Source organism: Paenibacillus sp. FSL W8-0186 (assembly GCF_037969765.1).
Lineage (GTDB): Bacteria > Bacillota > Bacilli > Paenibacillales > Paenibacillaceae > Fontibacillus > Fontibacillus woosongensis.
In genome coordinates this window covers 1,077,839-1,100,415 of record NZ_CP150207.1, presented here as the reverse complement: position 1 = coordinate 1,100,415, position 22,577 = coordinate 1,077,839, and the positions used below count along the sequence as shown (strand labels likewise).

17 protein-coding genes are annotated in these 22,577 nt (G+C 51.3%); 3 read left to right on the top strand and 14 right to left on the bottom strand.

Going from position 1 to position 22,577, the window contains the following annotated elements; all coding sequences use genetic code 11:
• Positions 1-14: 14 nt before the first annotated feature.
• The 13 genes from MKX50_RS04615 to MKX50_RS04555 all read right to left on the bottom strand — a co-directional run bounded on the left by MKX50_RS04615 (position 15) and on the right by MKX50_RS04555 (position 18,538).
• Positions 15-470 carry an ABC transporter permease gene (locus MKX50_RS04615; RefSeq protein WP_339158532.1) on the bottom strand — a complete coding sequence of 152 codons (456 nt, stop codon included), beginning with the start codon at positions 468-470 and terminating at the stop codon, positions 15-17.
• Positions 471-734: 264 nt separating this feature from the next.
• The gene (locus MKX50_RS04610) at positions 735-995 is read right to left on the bottom strand and encodes a class I SAM-dependent methyltransferase (protein ID WP_339158531.1); all 261 of its coding nucleotides are present in this window, start codon (positions 993-995) and stop codon (positions 735-737) included.
• A gap of 43 nt (positions 996-1,038) precedes the next feature.
• Positions 1,039-1,380: an ATP-binding cassette domain-containing protein gene (locus MKX50_RS04605; protein WP_339158530.1), complete on the bottom strand. Its 342-nt coding sequence runs from the start codon at positions 1,378-1,380 to the stop codon at positions 1,039-1,041.
• Entirely contained in the window at positions 1,334-1,654 is a 321-nt protein-coding gene (locus tag MKX50_RS04600) for an ATP-binding cassette domain-containing protein (protein ID WP_339158529.1), read from the bottom strand. The genes MKX50_RS04605 and MKX50_RS04600 overlap by 47 nt, the downstream gene beginning before the upstream one ends.
• Before the next feature lie 75 nt (positions 1,655-1,729).
• Complete coding sequence (locus tag MKX50_RS04595; RefSeq protein WP_339158528.1) at positions 1,730-2,359, bottom strand: TetR/AcrR family transcriptional regulator; 630 nt, start codon at positions 2,357-2,359, stop codon at positions 1,730-1,732.
• 678 nt (positions 2,360-3,037) lie between these two features.
• Positions 3,038-3,802, bottom strand: coding sequence for an SDR family oxidoreductase (locus MKX50_RS04590; protein ID WP_339158527.1), 765 nt, complete (start codon positions 3,800-3,802; stop codon positions 3,038-3,040).
• Positions 3,803-4,607: 805 nt separating this feature from the next.
• Entirely contained in the window at positions 4,608-5,291 is a 684-nt protein-coding gene (locus MKX50_RS04585; RefSeq protein ID WP_213594129.1) for a hypothetical protein, read from the bottom strand.
• A gap of 143 nt (positions 5,292-5,434) precedes the next feature.
• Complete coding sequence (locus tag MKX50_RS04580) at positions 5,435-7,135, bottom strand: cellulase family glycosylhydrolase (RefSeq protein ID WP_280530431.1); 1,701 nt, start codon at positions 7,133-7,135, stop codon at positions 5,435-5,437.
• Between the two features lie 142 nt (positions 7,136-7,277).
• A complete protein-coding gene (locus MKX50_RS04575; RefSeq protein WP_244996805.1) occupies positions 7,278-9,116 on the bottom strand; it encodes a lytic polysaccharide monooxygenase in 1,839 nt (612 codons plus the stop codon).
• A gap of 78 nt (positions 9,117-9,194) precedes the next feature.
• On the bottom strand, positions 9,195-11,909 hold the full coding sequence (locus MKX50_RS04570; RefSeq protein WP_213594127.1) for a glycoside hydrolase family 6 protein: 2,715 nt from the start codon (positions 11,907-11,909) through the stop codon (positions 9,195-9,197).
• 97 nt (positions 11,910-12,006) lie between these two features.
• Positions 12,007-14,049, bottom strand: a complete 2,043-nt coding sequence (locus MKX50_RS04565; RefSeq protein ID WP_339160011.1) for a glycoside hydrolase family 44 protein — start codon at positions 14,047-14,049, stop codon at positions 12,007-12,009.
• A 151-nt stretch (positions 14,050-14,200) separates the two neighbouring features.
• The gene (locus MKX50_RS04560) at positions 14,201-16,771 is read right to left on the bottom strand and encodes an endo-1,4-beta-xylanase (RefSeq protein WP_339158526.1); all 2,571 of its coding nucleotides are present in this window, start codon (positions 16,769-16,771) and stop codon (positions 14,201-14,203) included.
• 48 nt (positions 16,772-16,819) lie between these two features.
• Positions 16,820-18,538: a PHB depolymerase family esterase gene (locus MKX50_RS04555; protein WP_339158525.1), complete on the bottom strand. Its 1,719-nt coding sequence runs from the start codon at positions 18,536-18,538 to the stop codon at positions 16,820-16,822.
• A 320-nt stretch (positions 18,539-18,858) separates the two neighbouring features.
• Between MKX50_RS04555 and MKX50_RS04550 the strand changes: the two genes are divergently transcribed.
• The gene (locus MKX50_RS04550) at positions 18,859-19,443 is read left to right on the top strand and encodes a DoxX family membrane protein (protein ID WP_339158524.1); all 585 of its coding nucleotides are present in this window, start codon (positions 18,859-18,861) and stop codon (positions 19,441-19,443) included.
• Here the strand turns inward: MKX50_RS04550 and MKX50_RS04545 are convergent.
• Positions 19,438-19,626 carry a hypothetical protein gene (locus MKX50_RS04545; protein ID WP_339158523.1) on the bottom strand — a complete coding sequence of 63 codons (189 nt, stop codon included), beginning with the start codon at positions 19,624-19,626 and terminating at the stop codon, positions 19,438-19,440. The two genes, MKX50_RS04550 and MKX50_RS04545, sit on opposite strands and share 6 nt — an antisense overlap.
• A gap of 483 nt (positions 19,627-20,109) precedes the next feature.
• Between MKX50_RS04545 and MKX50_RS04540 the strand changes: the two genes are divergently transcribed.
• Together MKX50_RS04540 and MKX50_RS04535 are read left to right on the top strand one after the other, a co-directional pair.
• A complete protein-coding gene (locus MKX50_RS04540; protein WP_339160010.1) occupies positions 20,110-20,859 on the top strand; it encodes a hypothetical protein in 750 nt (249 codons plus the stop codon).
• 15 nt (positions 20,860-20,874) lie between these two features.
• A complete protein-coding gene (locus tag MKX50_RS04535; RefSeq protein WP_213594117.1) occupies positions 20,875-22,563 on the top strand; it encodes a VWA domain-containing protein in 1,689 nt (562 codons plus the stop codon).
• Positions 22,564-22,577 lie beyond the last annotated feature (14 nt).

Here is a 22,577-nt window from a genome sequence, read left to right as displayed (position 1 = left end):
CTCCTTTCCATACATTACTTGTGATCCGCCCAACGCCACCAGGCCCAGGTTGCAGCAAACCCAGCAGCTCCCGTTATAGCAACAATGAAGTAACTGATAGAGGCGAGAGGAAATACGGCGCTACTGCTTCCCGCAAACTGAAGAGCCGGTATGCCCCAAGGCAAATAACGACTTAATTCGGTTGGCCCAGCAATTAAGGCGACCATCAACGTCGCGAATGCATACGTGATTGGCACAAGATACCCCCGTGATAGACTGGCCAAGAACACAACGGGTCCGCATAACAGTAAATTTATCGCAGTAACAATCAGTAGCTGAATGAAATAATGCAGGACCATTGTTTTTGAGAAGTTAGGAATCCCAGCCATAAGGCCAATGAACAGGGAAAAAAGGAAGGTAATTTCAGTCAGGATGAGGCACCACACAAAACTGGCTGCTACTTTCGCGGCAACGACTTTACCTCGCGACATAGGCAGCGCGAGCAGGTCCTTAGCGTGCGGTCTGCGTATTCGCGGCCGAATGCCCAACTTGTCAAAACTGCGAAGCCGACAAGCCCAAGCACAGAGGAGAACATAATCACAACATTTCCGAGATAAGTGTTCCAATCCCCTTCTCCGGCGCGAATAGCACACACAAAGAGGTAAAGGGCCAGCGTTCCCCACAGCACATACGAACGGACCAGCTTTTTATTTTCAACCGCGATCACGGATAATAGTGTTTTCATCCTGCCCCATCTACTCCTTTGACGAATTTCTACGGACGGTGTTCAAAAAATAAGACTCCAGTTCCTCCTCCACGACGCTTAGCAAATAAAGCGGTATGCCTGCATCAGCCAACAGCCTGGAAACGCGCTCGGGATGCCGATCAGCTCGTTCATCCAACACCTCGAGCATTCCATCCCCGGTTATACTCGCCTTATAGCCGGCTTTCGCCAATTGCTCCCCAGCCCATGTGGCAGTACCGCGGACACCGACATACAATTTTTTTCGGCGCAAATTTTCAAATTCATGTGCTGAAATTTCCTGAAGCAATGTACCTCTATGAATAATTCCAATCCGTGATGCCAGTCTGGACATTTCCTCCAAGATGTGACTGGAGATAAAAATGGTGACCCCCCTCAGAAGACAACGATTTGAGCAACTCCCGGACGGCAACGATCCCTGCGGGGTCTAAAGCATTGGTCGGCTCATCCAATATCAATATTTCCGGATGATGAATGAGCGCCTTAGCCAATCCAAGCTTCTGTGCATTGCCTAATGACAAATCTTTTGCTTTAGTTTCGGCGTAATCGTCTAAATGGACTTTCTCTATCACGGAATCGACCGCCTTGCGATCATGAATGCCGCGTAACTTTGCATACAGCTTTAGATTTTCTCTCACTGTAAATCCTGGATACGCATAGGGCACTTCCACGATAGCCTACGTGGTTCCATAGACCTCCTCCCTTGGTTAACTTCTTCCCCATGAGGTACACCTCGCCTGACGTTGGCTTGATCATGCCAAGCAAAATGCGAATGATCGTAGTTTTGCCTGCGCCATTCAAACCAAGAAACCCATAAATTTCTCCTCTGTTCACCGTTAAAGACACATCATTCAAAATGGTTTTTCCGTCATATTCTTTTGTTAATCCGTCGGTACGAATCATTTCCTTCATTCACAAACCCTCCTTCGTCTGCTTTATTAACCTAACGTTCGTTGAATTAAATGGGTGAAAAATAACGGCTTTGTATTAGGTTGACCAAAGCCGTACATAAAAATCGGTTATTTCTTCGACGGTTTTTGCTTCCAGCGTTCGCCCGTCCAGTAATTGCTGAACGATTAGTACCACGATATGGGATAAAAATTGGGATGCGGCAATCTTGAAATCCATCTGGCGAAGTACGCCTTGCTCCTGCTGCCCCGCTAAAAACTCCGCCATAGCTTCAAATGGCAAACGAGTTAACGTATCCAGCGCTTCTTTGTCCTCTTGCTCGAGCAAATTTCGATCTCGAATTAAAATCTGGAAATACTCTTTATCGTCGATGATTCTATCCGAAAGGCCCTGTATCAGCTGGCATAGGATCGTCTTCAATGATTCGCTCTGGCTAAAGGTAGCTTTAAAAAAGGCTACGAAGCCGGAAATTCTTTCTTCTTGCGCATGTTGTAGAACGGATCTTAATATTTCCAGCTTGCCCCCGGGGAAATAGTGATAGGTTAATGCTTCCGTCATGCCGATTGCTTTATTTAACTCTCTCATGGATGTGGCATGATACCCTTTATCTGCGAACAATTGCTTGGCAATAGTTAAAATCTGCTTTTTTCGCTCGGCAGCCTGAAGATCGCGGCTGGTTGGCTTTTTTGCTTTCTGTGTTTGATCCATTCTTGCCCCCTTGATTTTCACTTAACATTCGTTAAGTAAATCATAGTGAAATGAACCTCTCATGTCAAGAAGATTTTGGTGGCATTAGTTAGTTATGAGGAATACCCAATTGCGACGGGAGGAGATTAGGAGCTGAGTGGCCGCGGCGGACATGGCCTACAGCCCTGTCCTTTTTCTTCAAAGCGCGAGTTGTGGCTGGCCTGTGGCAGGTTGCCATGTGGAGGGCTGTGTCGCTGGCTGTGGCGGGGGGCTGTGGCCGGCTGTGTGGCGGGCGGCGGCCCTTTTTTGACGTTCTTGTTCAACAGCTTGCAGACATGGAGTCGAAGAAAGTAACTACTTAGAGCCCAGAATCTACAGCAATCAAGAAGCAGGGTTACGTACAATGGTTAGTCTGTATGGTGGATCTGTATGATTATTCGCATAGAATCTTCAAAATAAACGAAAAAAAGCATAATATATATGATATCTCATACAGATTCATCAATTTTGCTCTTTTGTCGCCAATTCTATATGATAATTCATCCACATCACGAAAAGCCAAGGCCCAAATTAAATCTCGGCAAGGATGCGGAGAAAAGAGCCTGGAAAATCCTTGCGGCGATACGATTTATTAAAAGAAAGACGCTGCCCTTCAGCAAAGTATCTTACTTGTTGGCGCAGCGTCTTATTAATGAAATGTTATAAGTGTGATCCTCCACTTGCGTCGATGCATTGGCCCGTAATCCAACGGCTATCCGGAGAGGCTAGGAATGCTGCAACATCTGCAATATCTAACGGTTCTCCCCATCTTCCGAAGATCGAATATTCAGCCCCAAATTTATGAGCAGAAGGATCCTGCAGCATTGCAGAGTTCATGTCTGTTGCAACGAATCCAGGTTGTATGGCATTGATGGTAATCCCGCGAGATCCTAACTGACTGGATAATGCTAGTGTGAGTGTGTTAATTGCTCCTTTGGTCATGCTGTACGCAGGAATGCTGGACAGGGATATTCGTGTTACCGCAGATGACAGATTAATAATCCGCCCTTCGATCCGCAACCGCTGAAGAGCTCCTTGTATCAGAAAAAACGGTGCTTTCACATTGATCCGCATGACTTCATCAAAGGCTTCTTCCGTAGTTTCTTCAAGGGATGCGACTAGACCGATCCCAGCGTTATTTACAAGTATGTCAAAGTGACTGTCCCCCGTGCGAGTATATAGCTCCGCATCCAATGTTTCATAAAGAGCCGCTGCACTATGGAATGAGCCAAGTTCCCTCCCTAGGGTGAATGCTTCTCCCCCACCGTGCTCAATCTCGCGAACGACTTCTTCTGCGTAATCCCGATTCTTGCCATAATGAACAGCTACTAAAGCGCCTTCCTGCCCCAAACGCAGCGCGATGGCACGTCCAATCCCCCGGCTAGCCCCTGTAACAAGAGCAACCTTCCCACTTAGTTTTTTCATATTTTATCATCTCCTCCTCTTATTTCAATTTCAGTTATAGCACAGCAGGGATTTAAAAATATTGCTCCTATATTCCCATGTTCTGGTGCATAAAAAAGGAGGTTTGACGGGCACAACGTATATAGTCGTTGGTTACCGTTGGTTACCGTTGGTCGCCGTTATGTTGCCCATGGTTGCCGATAGTTACCGGTGACTGCCGCTGTTTGTCGATGGTCGCGCTTGATGGCCGCCGATGATTTGCCGCTTATTGCCGATGGTCGCGCCGATGGGCACCGGTGATTACCGATGATTCCCGATGGTCGCCGATGGGCACCGGTGGTTGGCGAGGGCAGGCTACCTGCATCCCTTTAGGCTTTTCGTTCAACGGCTTGCGCATAAAGTGTTCGGTAGGCGGGTTTATGGAGTCGCAAATCGACAGTAATTGGTCATACACAAGGCTGGGCCAGATGTATGGAAGATGGAAGACGTATGAACGGTCAAATCGGCTGCTGACAAGCTTCATATGGCACAAGCATATTCCACCTGCACACCTATTAATCTGTATGATATTTCGTATAGAATTATCGTAATTAACGCTAAATGATAAATTCTATTTGATTTTTCATACAGATCCATTCATTTAGCCTCCTCAACGTAAAATCTATATGAATTTTCATACACAATCACACTATGGCTATCGAACCAAGCAAGCGAATCAAACAAGCAAATCAAACAAATGGAACAAATGGAACAAATGGAACAAACCAAGCAAACCAAGCAAACCAAGCAAACCAAGCAATCAACCGCCCCCACCCAAATCAAGCACTCAAACCAAATCCGGACTTTGGATGGAACCGACATATTCGTAGTAGATGACCCGCCCAGACACGCCCCTTGGTACGGCTCTAAACTTTCCCTTCTCCACTAATAAGCGGCAATATTTAATGACCGTCATCGTATGCAGTTCCAGCTCCCTTGCCGCCTCGGCTGGGCGAATGACGCGATTGTGGCGAATCGCTGCCCGCATCAAATCTCGTTCGATTTTGGAATAGGGCTTTAATACTCTTCTTTTAACACCAAACTCCGCCGCAAGATATGGGGATAGGATGTTCCGCAAGGCGGACAGAATGAACGAAGGATTCTCTTTCAACTCATCCAGAGAGATGTAGTAGACCGAACAGTCTTGTGCCTGAAGAAAAAGCCCGCGGTTCAAATCCCTTCTATACTTGGTTCGGTCTGTACCGTGGGAGCCAAAATCCATGACTTCAAAAATAATGCGTATCCCTCCTATCACCCACATCAAATCTACAAAGTAGGATCTCCCCCGCCAATCCTTGACTTCATACTCAGGATGCAATCCGTGAAAATGTCCGGCAAGCGGCCACCATATTTGTTCTACGAACAATCGATTCCCGTAGCCATGACCACGTTTTAGAGCATCGAGACGCTCCCCTCTTCTTCGTCTAAGATGATCGCTCATCCATTTTTCGTGTTCCATTTGGAAACTCACTTCCCGTCTGCCTCCTTCTCGTTCTCCTTCTAAATAAATTAAAAAAAAGCCGACTCCTTTCGCATCGAAAGGCAGCCGGCATTCTTTACCGCTAAACCGCTGTAATATACTTGTAGTGTGTCATAATGTAAGGATTAGTTTTTTTAAGGCGTCGTGCCCCATACCAAAGTTCCGTTTTGATGCAGCGTTACACGATTCCAATCCGCATAAGCGGTTTTCGCCCCATCATAAGAATAGTCGTTTGCTTCGTTAAAGTTCGACCAATCAGTTTTGTACATCCGCAGTTGGATGTCGCCCGTTTGTCCGCCTGCCGGGATCGAACCTGCCGCTGCGCTAAAGCTTAGCTCCACGTAAGTATCCGTATTACTCCCGGTAAAGTTAGCGAATGCCGCGCTAACATTGCTTGCGCCGATTTGCGCCCAGTCGATCGATGCGCTCATATCCGCGGTACCGTCTTTTGTGAAGTAATAGCGAAGCTTGAGGCCGCTCAGGTTAACAGGGGTTGTACCGTTGTTCTTGATGTTAAAGGAAGGCTTCATTTGGTTATCCGTGGCGCTAGTGTCGCCAACTTTGTATTGGACAACAAGGTTCCCCGTACTGGCGCCGCCGCTAGCCGGCGTTGCGCTCGCTTGCGCGGAGTTCGCGCTGCTGCCCGCGCTATTGGATGCGCTCACGACATAATAATACGTCGTGCCATTCGTCAGCCCGGTGTTCGTGTAGCTCGTCGCCGTGACGCCGGTCGCCACATTCGTGTACGGACCGCCGCTCGTCGTTGCTCGCTTTACAGTATAGCTCGTCGCCCCGCTAACTGCGTTCCAGGTTAATGATACCTGGGCGTTGCCGGCCGTTGCCGAGAGGTTAGTAGGGGCAGCCGGTGCAGTTGGATTGCCGCTGCCGCCTCCAGTTGCTTGCCGGATTTGATCGCGAACCCATTTGCCCGATTCGGACAATTGGGCATCGGTCCAGCCGCCGGTAGGCGATGCACCTGGCATAAGAGCAGCAGACGTTTCTACTTTATCAGCGAGCGACCAGTTCACCCAGCTGATCTTGCGAGCATTCAAGAAATCGATCCACTCTTTGGACTGAGGCAAATACGGCCCGCCGTTCCCGGATGCATCACTGGTGCCCCACTCGGTAACGAAGATCGCTGCTCCTTTGTTCATCGCATAGGTAATTCGGTCTCTCAAAAACTGTCCATGCGTGCCTGAATAGAAATGAAGCGCATACATGACATTGCTATGTGATACCGGGTTATCGGCCGCCAGATGAATATCCTGGCTCCAGGTTGGACTGCCAACGATAACCACTCCGTCGGGATCAATCGCCCGAATGGCCGTGATAACTTCTTCCGCGTACGACTTGACATCTGCCCAGGACACATTCCCGTTGGGCTCGTTCGCGATTTCATAGATTACATTCGGCGTGTTGCCGTACAATGTGGCCATCTCTTGGAAGAACGCTTTCGATTGCGCTTTGTACGTATTCGGATTCCCATCAGACAAGATATGCCAATCAATAATAACGTACAAGCCCAGATCGATGGATGCCTGAACCGCCTCCTTCACCTTGTTCTTGACGGAAGGATCCGTAATGTAACCATCTTCGGCCGTATACATAGCGGCACGGAAGACGTTGATGCCCCAGTTATCTCTCATCCACTGCAACGACGATTTGTTGACGAAATTGCCATACCACTGCAATCCATGTGAGCTCATGCCAACCAGTTGAACAGCTTGCCCGGACTGTCCTACCAATTGATTGCCCTGAACTTTTAATTGGCCAAAAGGAACAGCCGGAGCGGCATAGCCTTTGGGGGCGCCCACAGGCAGCAATAAGCCAAGCATCAAAACCATCGTCAATACCAAACGGCAAGATTGCCGAATTGCATGAATACGCATTATTTAACCTCCTGAATTCATCTTTCTGTTCATGCGAGAGATCCGCATGATGCAAATCTCTCGCACAAATTATTTAACAACCCATGGTTTAGGGTTCATTCCCCCATACAACCGTACCGTTCTGATACAGAACGACCCGGCTCCAGTCCGCAAAAGCCATCTTCGCCCCATCAAACGAGTAGTCGTTCGCCTCGTTGAAATTCGACCAGTCCGCCTTGGACAGGCGCAGCTGGATTTCGCCGGATTGGCTGCCTGCCGCAATCGAGCCTGCGCCGGACGAGAAGCCAAGCTCCACATACGTGTCCGAATTAGTACCTGTATGGCTGCCGAACGAAATCTGAATGTTGCTCGCGCCGAGCTGTGCCCAGTCAATCGAGCCGTTCATCGCCGCAGAACCTTCTTTAGTGAAGTAGTAGCGGATTTTGAGCGAACTCAGATCGACAGCCGAAGCGCCATTATTTTTGATGTTGAAATGAGGCTTGATCTGGTTGTCGGTTGCATTCGTATCGCCTGCTTTATACTGCAACACGAGGTTCGAGGCGATTGGATCACCCGCCGGCGTCGCGCTCACTTGCGCAGAGTTCGGACTCTGACCTGCGCTGTTCGAAGCGCTAACGACGTAATAGTACGTCGTACCGTTCGTCAAGCCGGTGTTCGTGTAGCTCGGCGTTGTCAGGCCTGTCGCCACGTTTGTGTACGGACCGCCGCTCGTCGTCGCACGCTTCACCGTATAGCTGGTTGCACCGCTGACTGCGTTCCAGGTCAGGGACACCTGCGCATTGCCCGCCGTCGCCGTCAATCCGGCCGGTGCAGCTGGTACTTGTGTACCGGCCGCCGGCGTCGCGCTCACTTGCACGGAGTCCGGGCTCTGGCCCGCGCTATTCGAAGCGCTAACGACGTAATAGTACGTCGTACCGTTCGTCAAACCGGTGTTCGTGTAGCTCGGCGTTGTCAGGCCTGTCGCCACGTTTGTGTACGGACCGCCGCTTGTCGTCGCACGCTTCACCGTATAGCTGGTTGCACCGCTGACTGCGTTCCAGGTCAGGGACACCTGCGCATTGCCCGCCGTCGCCGTCAGGCCTGTCGGCGCCGCAGGTACTGTCGGGTTGCCCGTACCCGGACCGATCTGCTGCCAGACTTCGTGCACACCGGGTTCCTGTCCTTGCGTCCACCATCTTGCTTGCCAAGTACTGCCTTTGTAAACGACTTGCTCACCTGGATTGTAAGGACGGATCGGGCTCCACTCACGGATCTCCCCAAAACGATTCGGATCACCAGGATGTCCTGGAGCCGGCGTAGTCGGTTGTGAAGGGTCGATCGTCAAATTCACGTCGATGACTTGATAGAAGGCATTTACAGTATCAAAGATATCCCATACCCCGACTATGACATAATAGCCGGTCCGATCGTTTGGAATGAAACAGTCATGCTCTACGGCCATCGGCGGTATGGCGCCATTATCCTCGTATCTGCAGAACAGCTCCAGATCCGAGCGCTTCAGCGGGGAATTCGGATCCCAGCCTTTTTTCGTAATATAGTAATCCCAATAATTGGTGCTATGGTTCGCTACCATATCCCAATGGAAAGTAAAAGGCCCGCCTTTCATATTGATTTTGTTCCAGCGGTTTTCGGTCTGAACATCAAGCTCCGGGTATTTGCTTCCTCCCGCAATCTGGCCGTCAGGTACGCCGATTTCCGGAAAATCGCCGCGACCCTCAATACTCCATGGCTCATACATAACCGCACCGCAGCCTGTATTGATCCTGTCATAACACAAGTCGGAACGGCTGTTCTCTATCCAACCGTGCGCAGAAGCGCGGTCGGCAAATAGCAACGAACATACGATCAACATTAGCGCTGCCCCTGCAGCCATCATCAGCAATCTGAGTTTTGACTGTTTATGATGCATGAGTAGTTGATCTGCCATATAAATAACCTCCATTCATTTGTAAATCTGAATGATATTCCGGAGCGCTATGGAGCGCTCCGGCCATCATGATTTCTCTTAAGGCTCGTTCCCCCATACAACCGTGCCATTCTGATACAGCACGACTCGGTTCGAGTCGGCGAAAGCTGTCTTAGTCGGATCAAACGAGTAGTCGTCCGCCTCGTTGAAGTTAGACCAGTCCGCCTTAGACATCCGCAACTGGATGTCGCCGGATTGGCCGCCTGCCGCGATCGAGCCTGCGCCGGACGAGAAGCTCAGTTCAACGTACGTATCCGAATTCGTACCGCTATGGTTGCCAAACGAAATCTGAATGTTGCTGGCGCCGAGCTGTGCCCAGTCGATCCACCCGTTCACCGCCGCAGAACCGTCTTTCGTGAAGAAGTAACGGATTTTGAGCGTGCTCAGATCGACAGCGGAAGTACCGTTATTTTTGATGTTGAAGTGAGGCTTGATCTGGTTGTCCGTTGCATTCGTATCAGCTGCTTTATACTGCAGTACGAGGTTCGAGGCGGTTGGACCACCTGTCGGCGTCGCGCTCACCTGTGTGGAGTTCGGGCTCTGACCCGCACTGTTTGAAGCGCTGACGACGTAATAGTACGTCGTGCCGTTCGTCAGGCTGGTGTCCGTGTAGCTTGGCGTCGTCAAGCCGGTCGCCACGTCCGTGTACGGACCGCCGCTCGTCGTCGCGCGCTTCACTGTATAGCTCGTTGCGCCGCTCACCGCGTTCCAGGTTAAGGACACCTGGGCATTGCCGGCTGTCGCCGTCAGCCCGGCAGGTGCTGCCGGAACCGTCGGATTGCCGCCACCGCTGGTCGGCGTCGCGCTCACCTGGGCGGAGTTCGGGCTTTGACCCGCACTGTTCGACGCACTGACGACGTAATAGTACGTCGTGCCGTTCGTCAGGCTGGTGTCCGTGTAGCTTGGCGTCGTCAGGCCGGTTGCCACGTTCGTGTACGGACCGCCGCTTGTCGTCGCGCGCTTCACCGTGTAGCTCGTTGCGCCGTTGACCGCACTCCAAGTCAAGGACACCTGAGCGTTGCCGGCTGTCGCCGTCAACCCGGCTGGTGCTGCCGGAACCGTCGGATTGCCGCCACCGCTGGTCGGCGTCGCACTCACCTGGGCGGAGTTCGGGCTTTGACCCGCACTGTTCGAGGCACTGACGACGTAATAATACGTCGTGCCGTTCGTCAGGCCGGTGTTCGTGTAGCTCGTCGTCGTCAGGCCGGTCGCCACGTTCGTGTACGGACCGCCGCTTGTCGTCGCACGCTTCACCGTATAGCTTGTTGCACCGCTCACCGCGTTCCAGGTCAAGGACACCTGAGCGTTGCCGGCTGTCGCCGTCAGCCCGGCAGGTGCTGCCGGAACGGTCGGATTGCCGCCACCGCTGGTCGGTACAGCGGGATATGCATTTTCAACCAGTTGCACGAACTGCTCATGGAACCAGTGACCAGATACCGGCGCATTCGGCAGAGCGCCCGAAAGAGTGCCGTCTGAAGTCGTATAAGTCGGATCACACATTCTGTCGAAGCCTTTGCCTTCATCGTTCGGGATGGCGGAGCTTGATCCATCCGACTCGCCCGGCGGTTTCACCCAAACATAAGCATCGATATGGGAATAGCCCGCTGGCGCTACTGTGGGAGGCACACCCATGCCGGCGCCCGACTGATTGCACCAGTTACCGCGGTGCAAACGCTTGTCGACTCTTCCCGAATTCACGTAATCGTTAACATTGGATCCGGTTGCACCGGTCGGCCGATTAGGACCTCCCCAGCCGTTACGAGAAGTATCGATCAGGAAACCAATGTTCGGCGACCAGCCTTTGGCCACGAATCCGGCATACAAGGCAGCGGTAAAGTCAAGTTCATCGAAATACGGGTTCCACTCATAGTATTTGGAAGACCTGATCGGTTGACCGCCGATATTCAGATCAGGATTCGGCAAGTTTGGTTCTTCGAGCGGCGTATTGTTGGCCGTATTCGAGATAAACCCGTCTACGCTCGCAAGTCCAGCTGCTGTACCTGCTACGACGGAAGTGAATAAATCAATTGTAGGCTGGCGGTTTGTGTCCCAGCCGAGCCAGCCGGAATGGCCGATATCCATATAGGTGTACACGTTAGAGATTGCATGCAGCTTGTCCAACGCATAGCGTGTCGCATCGCGATAAATGTTCGTCGAATTGGCTTGTGCGCATCTTTGATCGCTAAGGTTCGTTACCAGATTCGGCAGCGAGTCCGGTTCAATGACCGTCACAATCCGAATATCCTGGTATTTGGGTTTGGAGAGAATTCCAGCAATGACATCGATGTATTCAGTCTTGTAGCGCTGCAGCCCCGCCGCCGTCAGCGGCAATTCGCCGTTCGAAGCCAGGGCGTGACAGTCACGGCCGGGCAAGTTATAAATAACAAGCGTAACCACGATCGGAGTGTTGCCTTGTTTCTGGGCAAGCACGTTGTCCATTGTCTCCTCTAGGCTTTTTCTTCCGCCGTTTGCCTCTCCGCCATGTATCGCCGCAATGCGGTCCAGCCATACAGCGGTAGGGTAGCTTTTTACGGTTTCCATCTTCGCTTTCAGCGTGCTGTCACTGACGCGGGCAATCGACGTATCGATCAAGGCCGCGTAATCCGGATTTACATATTGTGTCGCCCCGACGAACGGATTGTTTACATGAGGCTCTGCAGCATACGTTCTGCTGCTCCCTAACGGCAATAAGCTAATAATTAGTGCGGCAATCATCAATATCGATCCGATTCTCTTTTGAATCGCAACATTCATTACTTTCATCCCCTTTGCTTTGATTTTTTGATCGAATCAGAGTCAAGACAGCCGTTATGGCCGGCCGCGTCTCACACCAATGTTGTCTAGTCATCTTCTACGGCTCGATTCCCCATACGAGTTGTCCGTCTTGGTATAGCGTCACGCGATCCCAATCTATATAGGCCGTCTTCGCCCCATCGAACGAGTAGTCGTTCGCCTCGTTGAAGTTCGACCAGTCCGCCTTCGACATGCGCAGCTGGATTTCGCCGGATTGACCGCCCTCCGCAATCGAGCCTGCGCCGGACGAGAAGCCCAGCTCCACGTACGTATCCGAATCCGCGCCATTATGATTACCGAACGAAATCTGAATGTTGCTGCCGCCGAGCTTCGCCCAATCGATCCAGCCGTTCATCGCTGCAGAGCTGTCTTTGGTAAAATAGTAGCGCAGGGTAAGGGAACTCAGATCTACCGGGCTGGTCCCTTTATTTTGAATATTGAAATGCGGCTTGATCTGATTGTCGGTTGCATTGTTGCGATCACCGTCCTTATACTGCACGACGAGATCGGAGTTGACCGGTTCGGTGCTATCCGCTTTCAGAACAATGTGGTAAGCCGACAATGGAGGAAGCGTATACGTGAATTGATTGTTGTTAATATTCGTTATAGCTGCTTGTTCCGTAATGTCGGATCCGGTTTGGTCGAAGCCCCATACTCTCCCGGATGTGTAGGTTTTATCACCAGACAGCTGGAAAGTAGCGTTGATCGGATCGTCGAAATTTTTATTCAGCACGATCAGGTGGAGTTCGGAATTCTCCTCGTCAGTTACCGAAGCGTATACCGAGCTGTTCTCCGTATCGGACGTAGCGGCGTCCACTTTGATCGAGCCGAACCCCGATTTATTGCCGTCGTAGTTGCGATACAGCTTGTAAGCAGCGCTGGTATAATCGGTATTGTCCTCCGTCTGCCAGTAATTCGCGGCATAAACGCCATATTTTCCAAAAATGCCGAGCGCGTCCGCGGTAGCAATGCCTCCCGAAATGTGATTGTCTCCGCCGTAGCTGAACTCTGTGATCGCCAGCTTCGTACCCGGATGATACGTCTGAATCGAAGATTGCAGCTTCGGAATTAAGGGCAAGTAGCTCGAAAACCATGTGCCGATCCAGCTGTCTTCCTGGTAAGCCGGATCCCATAGCGATCTTGGCGCTTGTACGCGAGCCTTCTGCGTATCGATATTGCCCGCCCCGCCAAAGACGATTCGCTGGCCTCCGCCCTGTGCTTCCGGATACCAGTGGACGTCCAGCACATCGAGCAATCTTTTGCCGTTCTGCGTATGAGCATTCTTCATCTGATCCAGATAGTAATCGATAAACCAGCTGTAGTTGCCTTGCAAACTCGGCCAATCCGGTGCGTCCTGCAGAGACAAATATGCGCCGAAACCGTAAAGGGCAGGACCGAATATTTCGGCATGCGGATCGACGTTCTTCACCGCCTTTGACAAGTCGATGCTCTTAGCGACGAGTTCTGCCGCTTGTAACTGCTCCGGATGAATCCTTGGATGCGTCTCAGACCACAGCGCCGGCTCGTTATCCAGCGAATACGCTTTGATGCCCGTTGACGTTGAAGCGTTTCCATACCGGTTGACCAGGAAGTTAACTTCTTCATCCATATACACTTGTCCGTCGTTCAGATCAGGCTGAAGGGAGAACGGCGCATTTTTGGCAAACTCGACCTTATCCCAACGCGGTGACGGAGCCGTCTCACTCTCGTCAACTGGACCGTTCTTATCCCGGGACACATAACCCGCCATTTGCAGCGTTACAATGGAGTAAGCTCCATTCTCCAAAGATTTATCGTGAAAAGCGGTAACAACCGCCCCCGGCTTGTCGCAGTCGGTGTCTGGAACACCACCGTTGCCGCAGAGAAAATCATCGCTGTAATGAAGCCAGTCCCTTCCGGCGCTGGATGCGTTGTTCTCCCAGTTGTAACCCGTCAGCCGGTTGCCTCCGAGCCTGCGGGATGACCAGTTCTCCGTCCCGCTCAGATCCTGATTGGTTCCGTAAATATTAGGGCTGATCGCTGCACGTTCCGACTGCGTATTAATCGTGAAAGTGACATCGCTCGCAGCTGCATTTACAGAAGCGGGCATCGGTACGGTCATTGTCAAGGATACTGCCAGCGCCGCACTGACGAACAGCCGCTTTCTTTGTCTTGTCTTCATTTTGATCCCTCCCAGGAATAGTCATTGCAGCAAGGGATACCGCCAGTCTGCCCTGCAAAAGAGCGGTTCCGGCACATTCCCCTGTATCGGTTTATGGAGCAGTTCCCCACACTATTTGGCCGTTCTGGTACAATACGACCCGATCCCAGTCAGCAAAGGCCGTCTTCGTCCCATCGAACGAGTAGTCGTTCTCCTCGTTAAAGTTCGACCAGTCCGTCTTGGACATGCGCAGCTGGATTTCACCGGATTGGCCGCCCGCCGCAATCGAGCCTGCCCCGGACGAGAAGCTCAGCTCCACGTACGTATCCGAATTCGTGCCAGTATGGTTGCCAAACGAGATCTGAATGTTGCTGCCGCCGAGCTGCGCCCAGTCGATCCAGCCATTCACCGCCGCAGAACCGTCCTTGGTGAAGTAATAGCGGATTTTGAGCGTGCTTAGATCAACAGCCGAAGTACCGTTGTTTTTGATGTTGAAGGACGGCTTGATCTGGTTGTCGGCTGCATTTGTATCAGCCGCTCTGTACTGCAGCACGAGGTTCGAGGCGGTTGAACCGCCGGTCGGCGTTGCGCTCACCTGCGCGGAGTTCGGGCTCTGACCCGCACTGTTTGAAGCGCTGACAACGTAATAGTATGTCGTGCCATTCGTCAGGCCGGTGTTCGTGTAGCTTGCCGTCGTCAGGCCGGTCGCCACGTCCGTGTATGGACCGCCGCTCGTCGTCGCGCGCTTCACCGTATAGCTCGTTGCACCGCTGACCGCGTTCCAGGTCAAGGACACCTGTGCATTGCCCGCTGTCGCGGCCAGCCCAGTCGGTGCCGACGGAGCCTGCGTGCCGGCCGCCGGTGTCGCGCTCACCTGCACGGAGTCCGGGCCTTGACCTATGCTGTTTGACGCGCTGACGACGTAATAGTACGTCGTGCCGTTCGTCAGGCCGGTGTTCGTATAGCTTGCCGTCGTCAGGCCGGTCGCCACGTTCGTATACGGACCGCCGCTCGTCGTCGCACGCTTCACCGTATAGCTGGTTGCACCGCTGACTGGGCTCCAGGCCAAGGATACTTGTGCGTTGCCGGCTGTCGCCGTCAAGCCGGTCGGTGTGGCAGGAGGCTGCTGCGTCGGTTTGCCGTTCACAATAGCCCAATATGCCGGTTTGGACTGAAGACGTTCATCGAACAGCAACGGCCAGTTGTTGCGATTGACCGGGAACGACCGCAGCCAACTGTTTCCGTCGTCTTTGCCCCAAACGGTCACGTTGTCAATCTTGTCCTTGTGTTTGAGCAAGACGTCGAACAATTGCTTGTATCGGGTCGCCTGCGTCTGAGCCAGATTGTCCGGCAGCGTATCATACTTCGTGGAATCGTCGCTGTAAATATCGATATCCAGCTCAGTTATTTCCTGCTTGATGTTCAGTGCCGCAAACTTGGCTATAGAGGAATCGATCTCACTCATCGTCGGATAATTGATCTTGAGATGGGTTTGGTGTCCGACGCCGTGAACAGGAATGCCCTTCGCTTTCAATCGGCTGATCAGGTTGTAGAGCGCCTGGCTTTTGGCGGATTCGTGCGTGTTGTAGTCGTTGATGAACAGCAGGGCGTCGGGATCAGCCGCGTGGGCGTATTCGAACGCTTTCTCGATATATTCCTCGCCTGCGATCTGATACCATAAGCTGCGGAGCAAACCGTCAGGCTGGGAAGCGTCGATCACCTCATTGACCACGTCCCAAGCATAAATTTTGCCTTTGTATCGCCCGACTACCTCATTAATGTGAGCTTCCATACGCTGATACAGCAGCTGCTTGCTGGCGAGATTGCCGTTGCTGTCGCGGAATACCCAATCAGGCGTTTGATTATGCCAGACCAAAGTATGCCCGCGAACTTGCTGCCCGTTGTCCAGTGCAAACTGTACGGCCTGATCGGAAGGTTCAAAGTTAAACTCGCCCTCCTGAGGCTGCGTACTGTCCCATTTGAGCACATTGCCCGGCGTCAAGCTGTTGAAGTGTTTCGTCAATAATTGACGGTCGGCCGCCTCGATTAACTCGAAATTCTCAAAGGCTGCCCCGAACAGGAAGTCTCCCGTGAACACGTCCTTCAAGGATGGAATATCCGGCTCTATCGTAATCGGACCACGATCCGGGAGCTGCTCCATACGGAAGTCGTCTAAATAAAAGTCGACGGTCGGGTTGTTCGGTACTTCAAAATAAACGGACACGTTCTCCAGCGGTTCCCGGTATTTGTATTCCGCCTTGAATTCCACCCAGCCGCCGGACGCTGCCGTTGCGGAGTAAAGCTGGCTGTATGATCTTGTCCCGTTTTTGGTCGTATCGAGCGACATGTACACCGTGCCTGAACCGGACGCCAGCTTGATCCAGCCGGTGAATAAATACGTTTGTCCGACCTGCATTTGGGAAGTAACATCCAGGGATGCTCCATTCCACGATTCGGTACGGCCGCTGACGTGCAGCCCCCTGCTCCCGGTTCGCGCAGCCGTTCCGGTCGAGGATGACAGCATTTCATCTTCTCCTCGCGGAGCCCAGCCCTGTGTTGTCCCGTCCTCAAAGCCGTGCTGAAGGAGAACGGTATTGGCCGCTGCAGGAACCGCAGCATACAGGGGAGCGATAAGGCAAAGGACAAGGAGCATCGTCATTGCCCTGAACGATAACATTCTCATAGAAGATCATCTCCTCTCTTGCGTACATTTGAATTCTCGGCATATCGCTTATGGTTGAACTCCCCATACCGGTACTCCGTTCTGATACAGCACAACCCGATTCCAATCCGCGAACGCCGTTTTCGTCGGATCGTAAGAATAGTCGTTCGATTCATTCAGATTCGACCAGTCGCTCTTTGCCATTCTCAGCTGGATCTCGCCGGATTGGCCCCCCGCTGCAATCGAGCCTGCGCCAGCAGAGAAGCTCAATTCTACATACGTATCCGAGTTCGTGCCGTTATGGCTGCCAAAAGCGATCTGGATATTGCTGCTGCCGATTTGCGCCCAGTCGATCCAAGCGCTCATGTCCGCGGTACCGTCCTTCGTGAAGTAATAGCGGAGCTTGAGGCCGCTCAGGTTAACGGGGGCCGTACCGTTGTTTTTGATATTAAAATGAGGCCTGCTCTGGTTATCGGTGGCATTCGTGTCCCCGGCTTTGTATTGAACGACAAGATTTCCGGTACTCGTGCCGCTGCTAGCCGGCGTTGCGCTCGCTTGCGCGGAGTTCGGGCTGTTCCCCGCGCTATTGGATGCGCTGACGACATAATAGTATGTCGTACCGTTCGTCAGTCCGGTGTTTGTATAGCTCGTCGCCGTAATTTCAGTCGCCACGTCCGTGTATGGTCCGCCGCTCATCGTCGCCCGTTTCACCGTATAGCTGGAAGCACCCGGCGAAGCCGCCCAGCTTAACGACACGCTGGCGTTGCCTGACGTGGCTGTCAGACCTGTCGGGGCTGGCGGTACCGTCGTGCTGCCTCCACCGCTGCTGTTCAGGCCGAGGAAGGCGATGGAATAGGCGACCATCCCGGCCGCGGGAATGGTATGTCCGGCGCCCTGCACGCTGATCGCCTCAAGCGCTGGCTGAGCAGAGCTGCCGCCATAGCGAGTGCGGATCCAGCTCGCCTGCGGGCTGTCCGTGAAGACCGGGGTGGCGGGGATACCGTGCAGATTGGTCCACTGCTTGATAGCCTCCGCAAAGTTATTGTAGCTCAGCGTACTGTCGACAGTTCCGTGCCAGAGCTGGATGCGCGGATAGCTGCCAGTGTAGCCAGGGTACATCGCACGAGCAGCATCGCCCCACTGTTGGGCGGTTTTGGAAATCTGGCCGTTCGCGCACTGACTGCTCCAGAAATTAGTAGCACTTCCGGTGGCAAAGCAGGTGGCCGGCACGCCCATGAATGAAGTCCCGGCAGCGAAGACGTCCGGGTACTCGGCAAGCAGGACGTTGGTCATCATTGCGCCCGAGGACGCGCCCATCACGTAGATTCGGCTTGAGTCGATATTGTAGTTCGCCTCAGTCCATGACACCATCGACATGATGCCAACCGGGTCGCTGCCGCCGCCGCGGGTAAGCGCCTGCGGGCTCCATACGTCGAAGCAGTTGCTGTATTGGCTGTGGGTGCTCTCCGGAAAGACGATGATGTAGCCGTATTGCTCTGCTGCCGTAACGTAGTCACGTGCGTAGCCGTTGTAGAACGCCGAGGCCGAGCCCGAGCAGTAATGAACAGCCACCAGCAATGCGGGATTTGCAGCCAAGTTGCGAGGTACGTAGATATACATTTTCAGGCCGCTCGGATTATTGCCGAACGACGTGACTTGCGACAGCGCCCCTGGAGTTACCCCCGCCGGAGCTGCATGAACCTGCTGCGCTGCCGGGGGCCACAGCAAACTGCTAATCAACAGTAACAACACGCCGAACAGGCTAGCCACTCTTGACTTCAGGAGCATTATCATACCTCCTCAAAACTTAAATGAATGATATTCCTCCGTTCCCCTCAAAACTATGAGTCTCCTTTCTTTTCTATTTTTGTAAGCGCCTACATATAATATTACATCATTTGCCAAATTTTAGGCAATGATTAAATTATTTGCTGCATTCTGAAATCCAACAAATGGCCAACGATGCTGTTTTAGAGGTATCGAATAATAAATCCACATTTACTTCTATCTTGATCCAAGCTATCCATAATTCTCCTTTCGGGGTCATGGCAAATAAGATACGATAAAATTTGGATGATTAAAAATTGTAATAATGAGGAGATGATGAAATGGCAATCAAAGAACAATTCAAAGGTAAAAACATCATTATTCCTGAGAACCCGGTATCTAATTTCCTGTTCAGTAACACGAGATCTGCGCCCATATGGTTAATCATTCGCTTATACCTGGGCTATGCCTGGTTAAGTGCGGGTTGGCACAAGGTTACCAGCGATCAGTGGGTTGGGAGCAATGCCGGCGCGGGACTGACCGGATTCATTAAAGGAGCCGTCGGCAAAGCGGCGGAAGGAAAGGATGTAACCGGATGGTATGCGTCATTTCTTGAAAACATGGTGCTGCCGAACGCCACGCTGTTCTCTTACCTCGTTGCTTTCGGCGAGCTGCTTGTGGGGCTTGGCCTCATCCTTGGCTTATTGACCGGAATCGCCGCCTTCTTCGGCGCCTTCATGAATGCCAGCTTCCTGTTTGCAGGCACCTTGAGTACAAATCCGCTATTGTTCATACTCGCTACCTGGATTGTGCTCGCCTGGAAGGTCGCAGGTTGGTACGGGTTAGACCGCTGGGCACTCCCGCTTCTAGGAACACCATGGAGCAGCCGGGGACGAAACAAAGGCGGTCGTGCCAATGCATCATAAATAACTGGAGGGGATGCCAAGGAAAAGGCGTAACAACACGTTCAATCTGAACGTCGCTGCCACATGACCGCCTAATATGGAGGATTGACGACCGGCATGAAATGAAAATCGCTCAAAAGCGATATTTGTTCCATTGCCGGTGTTCATTGCTCCGCCAAATATATAAACGAAGAGCATCATCATGATGGGCCTGGCATCGTAAATCCCTATCATTCCACCTGTATGTCTATTAATTTGTATGATTTTTCGTATAGATTTATCGAATTAAACGCTAAATGATAAATTCTATTTGATTTTTCATACAAATCCATCCTTTTTACTCTGAGCGAGTAAGATCCATATGAATTTTCATATACAATCGTACGACGACATTAAGTGGAAACCACAGCAGTAGATGACCCGCCCGAACACTCCCTTGCTACGGCTCTAACCCCCCTCTTCTCCATGAATAAGCGGCAATATTTAATGACCATCATCGTCCAGTTCCAGTTCACCCTTTGGAGGATCTAAATACATTTTGAAACAATTGCCAATGCATTAACGTAATAACAGAAACAGGACCATTATAATATCTTAATGATTAAGAAATATTTGGAGCTCCTGCAGTTAAACTCTGTTAAAATTATCACAACGATCCATCCTATCCCCCTAGCTTTAGCAGAGGAGGTGTGTATTTTGAATAGTTCGAATATCTTTAAACTGGCGGGACTTATTGTCGGAATCGTATTCCTGAATATTGTCATTTTGTCCCCGGGATTAATAGGGGTGGAAATCGGGGGAGCGAGCGCTTTCCAGACAGCATTCGGCATTACCCTGTTAATCATTAGCATCCTTATCGTGCTTTACGGGAGCTATATCTGGGTCATTAAAGTTCCTGTTGTAACGCCTGTAAGAGACATACAAACACACGAAGACTACATAATCGCTCTCAGCCATTACAAAAATGAAAAAGCGCTTAAAAAGGATATTCTTCTCGCTTTGGATCAACTGGATCGCATGGAGAAGAGAAAGGACACCTTCGCCGATGTTCTTAGTCAAAGATTTGATCCGGCTGAGCTGAGCTATAAGAGGTTCAATTCGGTAATTCATGAGGTTGAGCAGCTGTTCTACCTCAATATCAAAGGCATTCTGAACAAGCTTAGCGTCTTCAATGCTTCCGAGTTCCCTATTTTTACCGGTCAACATACCGCTAGGCAGTTTTCAGAAAAAATAGTTCAACAAAAAACAAAGCTCTACCACGAATATCTCGCTTATGTGACAGGGTACCTTGAAGCAAATGAAGAAATCCTGCTCAAGCTGGATAAGCTGCTGCTGGAAATATCTCTGCTTGGAAGCACGGATTACCGCGAAATTGAGGAGATGCCCTGCATGAAGGAAATAGATGCTCTAATCAATCAGACCAAATACTATAAGTAGGAAAGGAAGATGTGAATGGCCAGCAAAGGCAAAGCGTTTTTAACTTTAGCGATCATTGCCGTAGTTGTATTTGCTCTTATCTATTTTGGCATTAACTTAACATCTAATTTGGGCAAATCCCAAACGCAAATATCCTCGGAAGATGCAAATAAACGCCTTGAAAAGCTTTATAAAGATATTAGAGTTACTAGCGCGGAAGCCATTAAGGGGCAAATCGATCTTGATCCCGTGTCCGTCGGCGACTCCCTTCCCGATATTTCTAAATTTCCGATATCCGTGGACAACACGACAGACAGCTTTGTCGAGATCTTCTCCTCTACAGAGAAATCTGGCACAGGAGTCGATGGATGGCTGAATGAGGTGGCTGAAGACTTCAACAGCGCTAAGATCACCGTGAACGGCAAGGCGGTTTCCGTCAAGATCCGCAACATCGCTTCAGGTACAGCAACAGATTACATAAGATCAGGCAAGTATATCCCTGACGCTTTTACCCCTTCCAATGAGCTCTGGGGAGAAATGGTCAAGGCGCAGGGCATTAAGACCCAGCTGATATCCAACCGTCTTGCCGGTAACGTGGCAGGCATTGTATCCAGTAAAGCTAAATACGATGAATTGGTAGACAAATACGGGGCTTTAAATGTCAAGACGATTACAGAGGCTATCGCCGATAACGAGCTGTCCATGGGGTACACGGATCCTTTTGCCAGCTCCACGGGCATTAACTTTCTAATCACGGCGCTCAAGACCTTCGACAGCTCCAATTTACTTGGCGACAAAGCGGTTCAAGGGTTCGAGAAATTCCAGGCCAACGTTCCTTTTACCGCTTCAACTACGCTGCAAATGCGCGAGGCTGCGCACACAGGCATGCTGGATGCCTTCGTTCTGGAATATCAAATTTACGCGAATTCTCAAGATCTGAAGGGCGGCTATGTATTTACGCCTTTTGGCGTCCGGCATGACAGCCCGCTATATGCCCTGGGCGATTTGCCTCAGGAGAAACTGGAGATCATCAAGAAATTTGCAGAGTTTACCCAGCAGGATAAATACCAGAGCCTAGCCAAGAAAAAAGGCTTCAACGGCCTTGATGATTATCGTGCAGAGCTGGATGTAGTTGACGGAAATACTTTATCGGCGGCGCAAAAGCTATGGAAGGAAAAAAAGGACGGCAACAAGCCGATTGCCGCCGTATTCGTAGCTGATGTCTCCGGCAGTATGGCAGGCGAGCCTTTAAATCGATTGAAGGAATCACTGTTAACCGGTCAGAAATACCTGGGCCGCAACAACAGTATCGGCTTCGTTTCTTATTCCGACGACGTAACCATCAATCTGCCGATCGGTAAATACGATACGAATCACCAGTCTATGTTTGTCGGTGCGATTAACAGCCTTCAGGCTAGCGGAGGAACAGCAACATTTGACGGCATTGTGGTCGCAGTAAAGATGCTCCAAGACGAGCTCGCGGCTAACCCCGATGTGAAACCGCTGATTTTTGTATTAAGCGACGGAGAAACCAATGAAGGGCACTCCCTTAAAGATATCCGAGGTTTGATCGAGACCTACAAGATCCCGATTTACACGATTGGCTACAATGCCAACATCAAGGCGCTCGAGAGCATTTCCAGCATTAATGAAGCAGCCAGCATCAATGCCGATACCGATGATGTGGTGTATAAGATCAGCAACCTGCTTAACGTTCAAATGTAGATTTCTTAATCAAG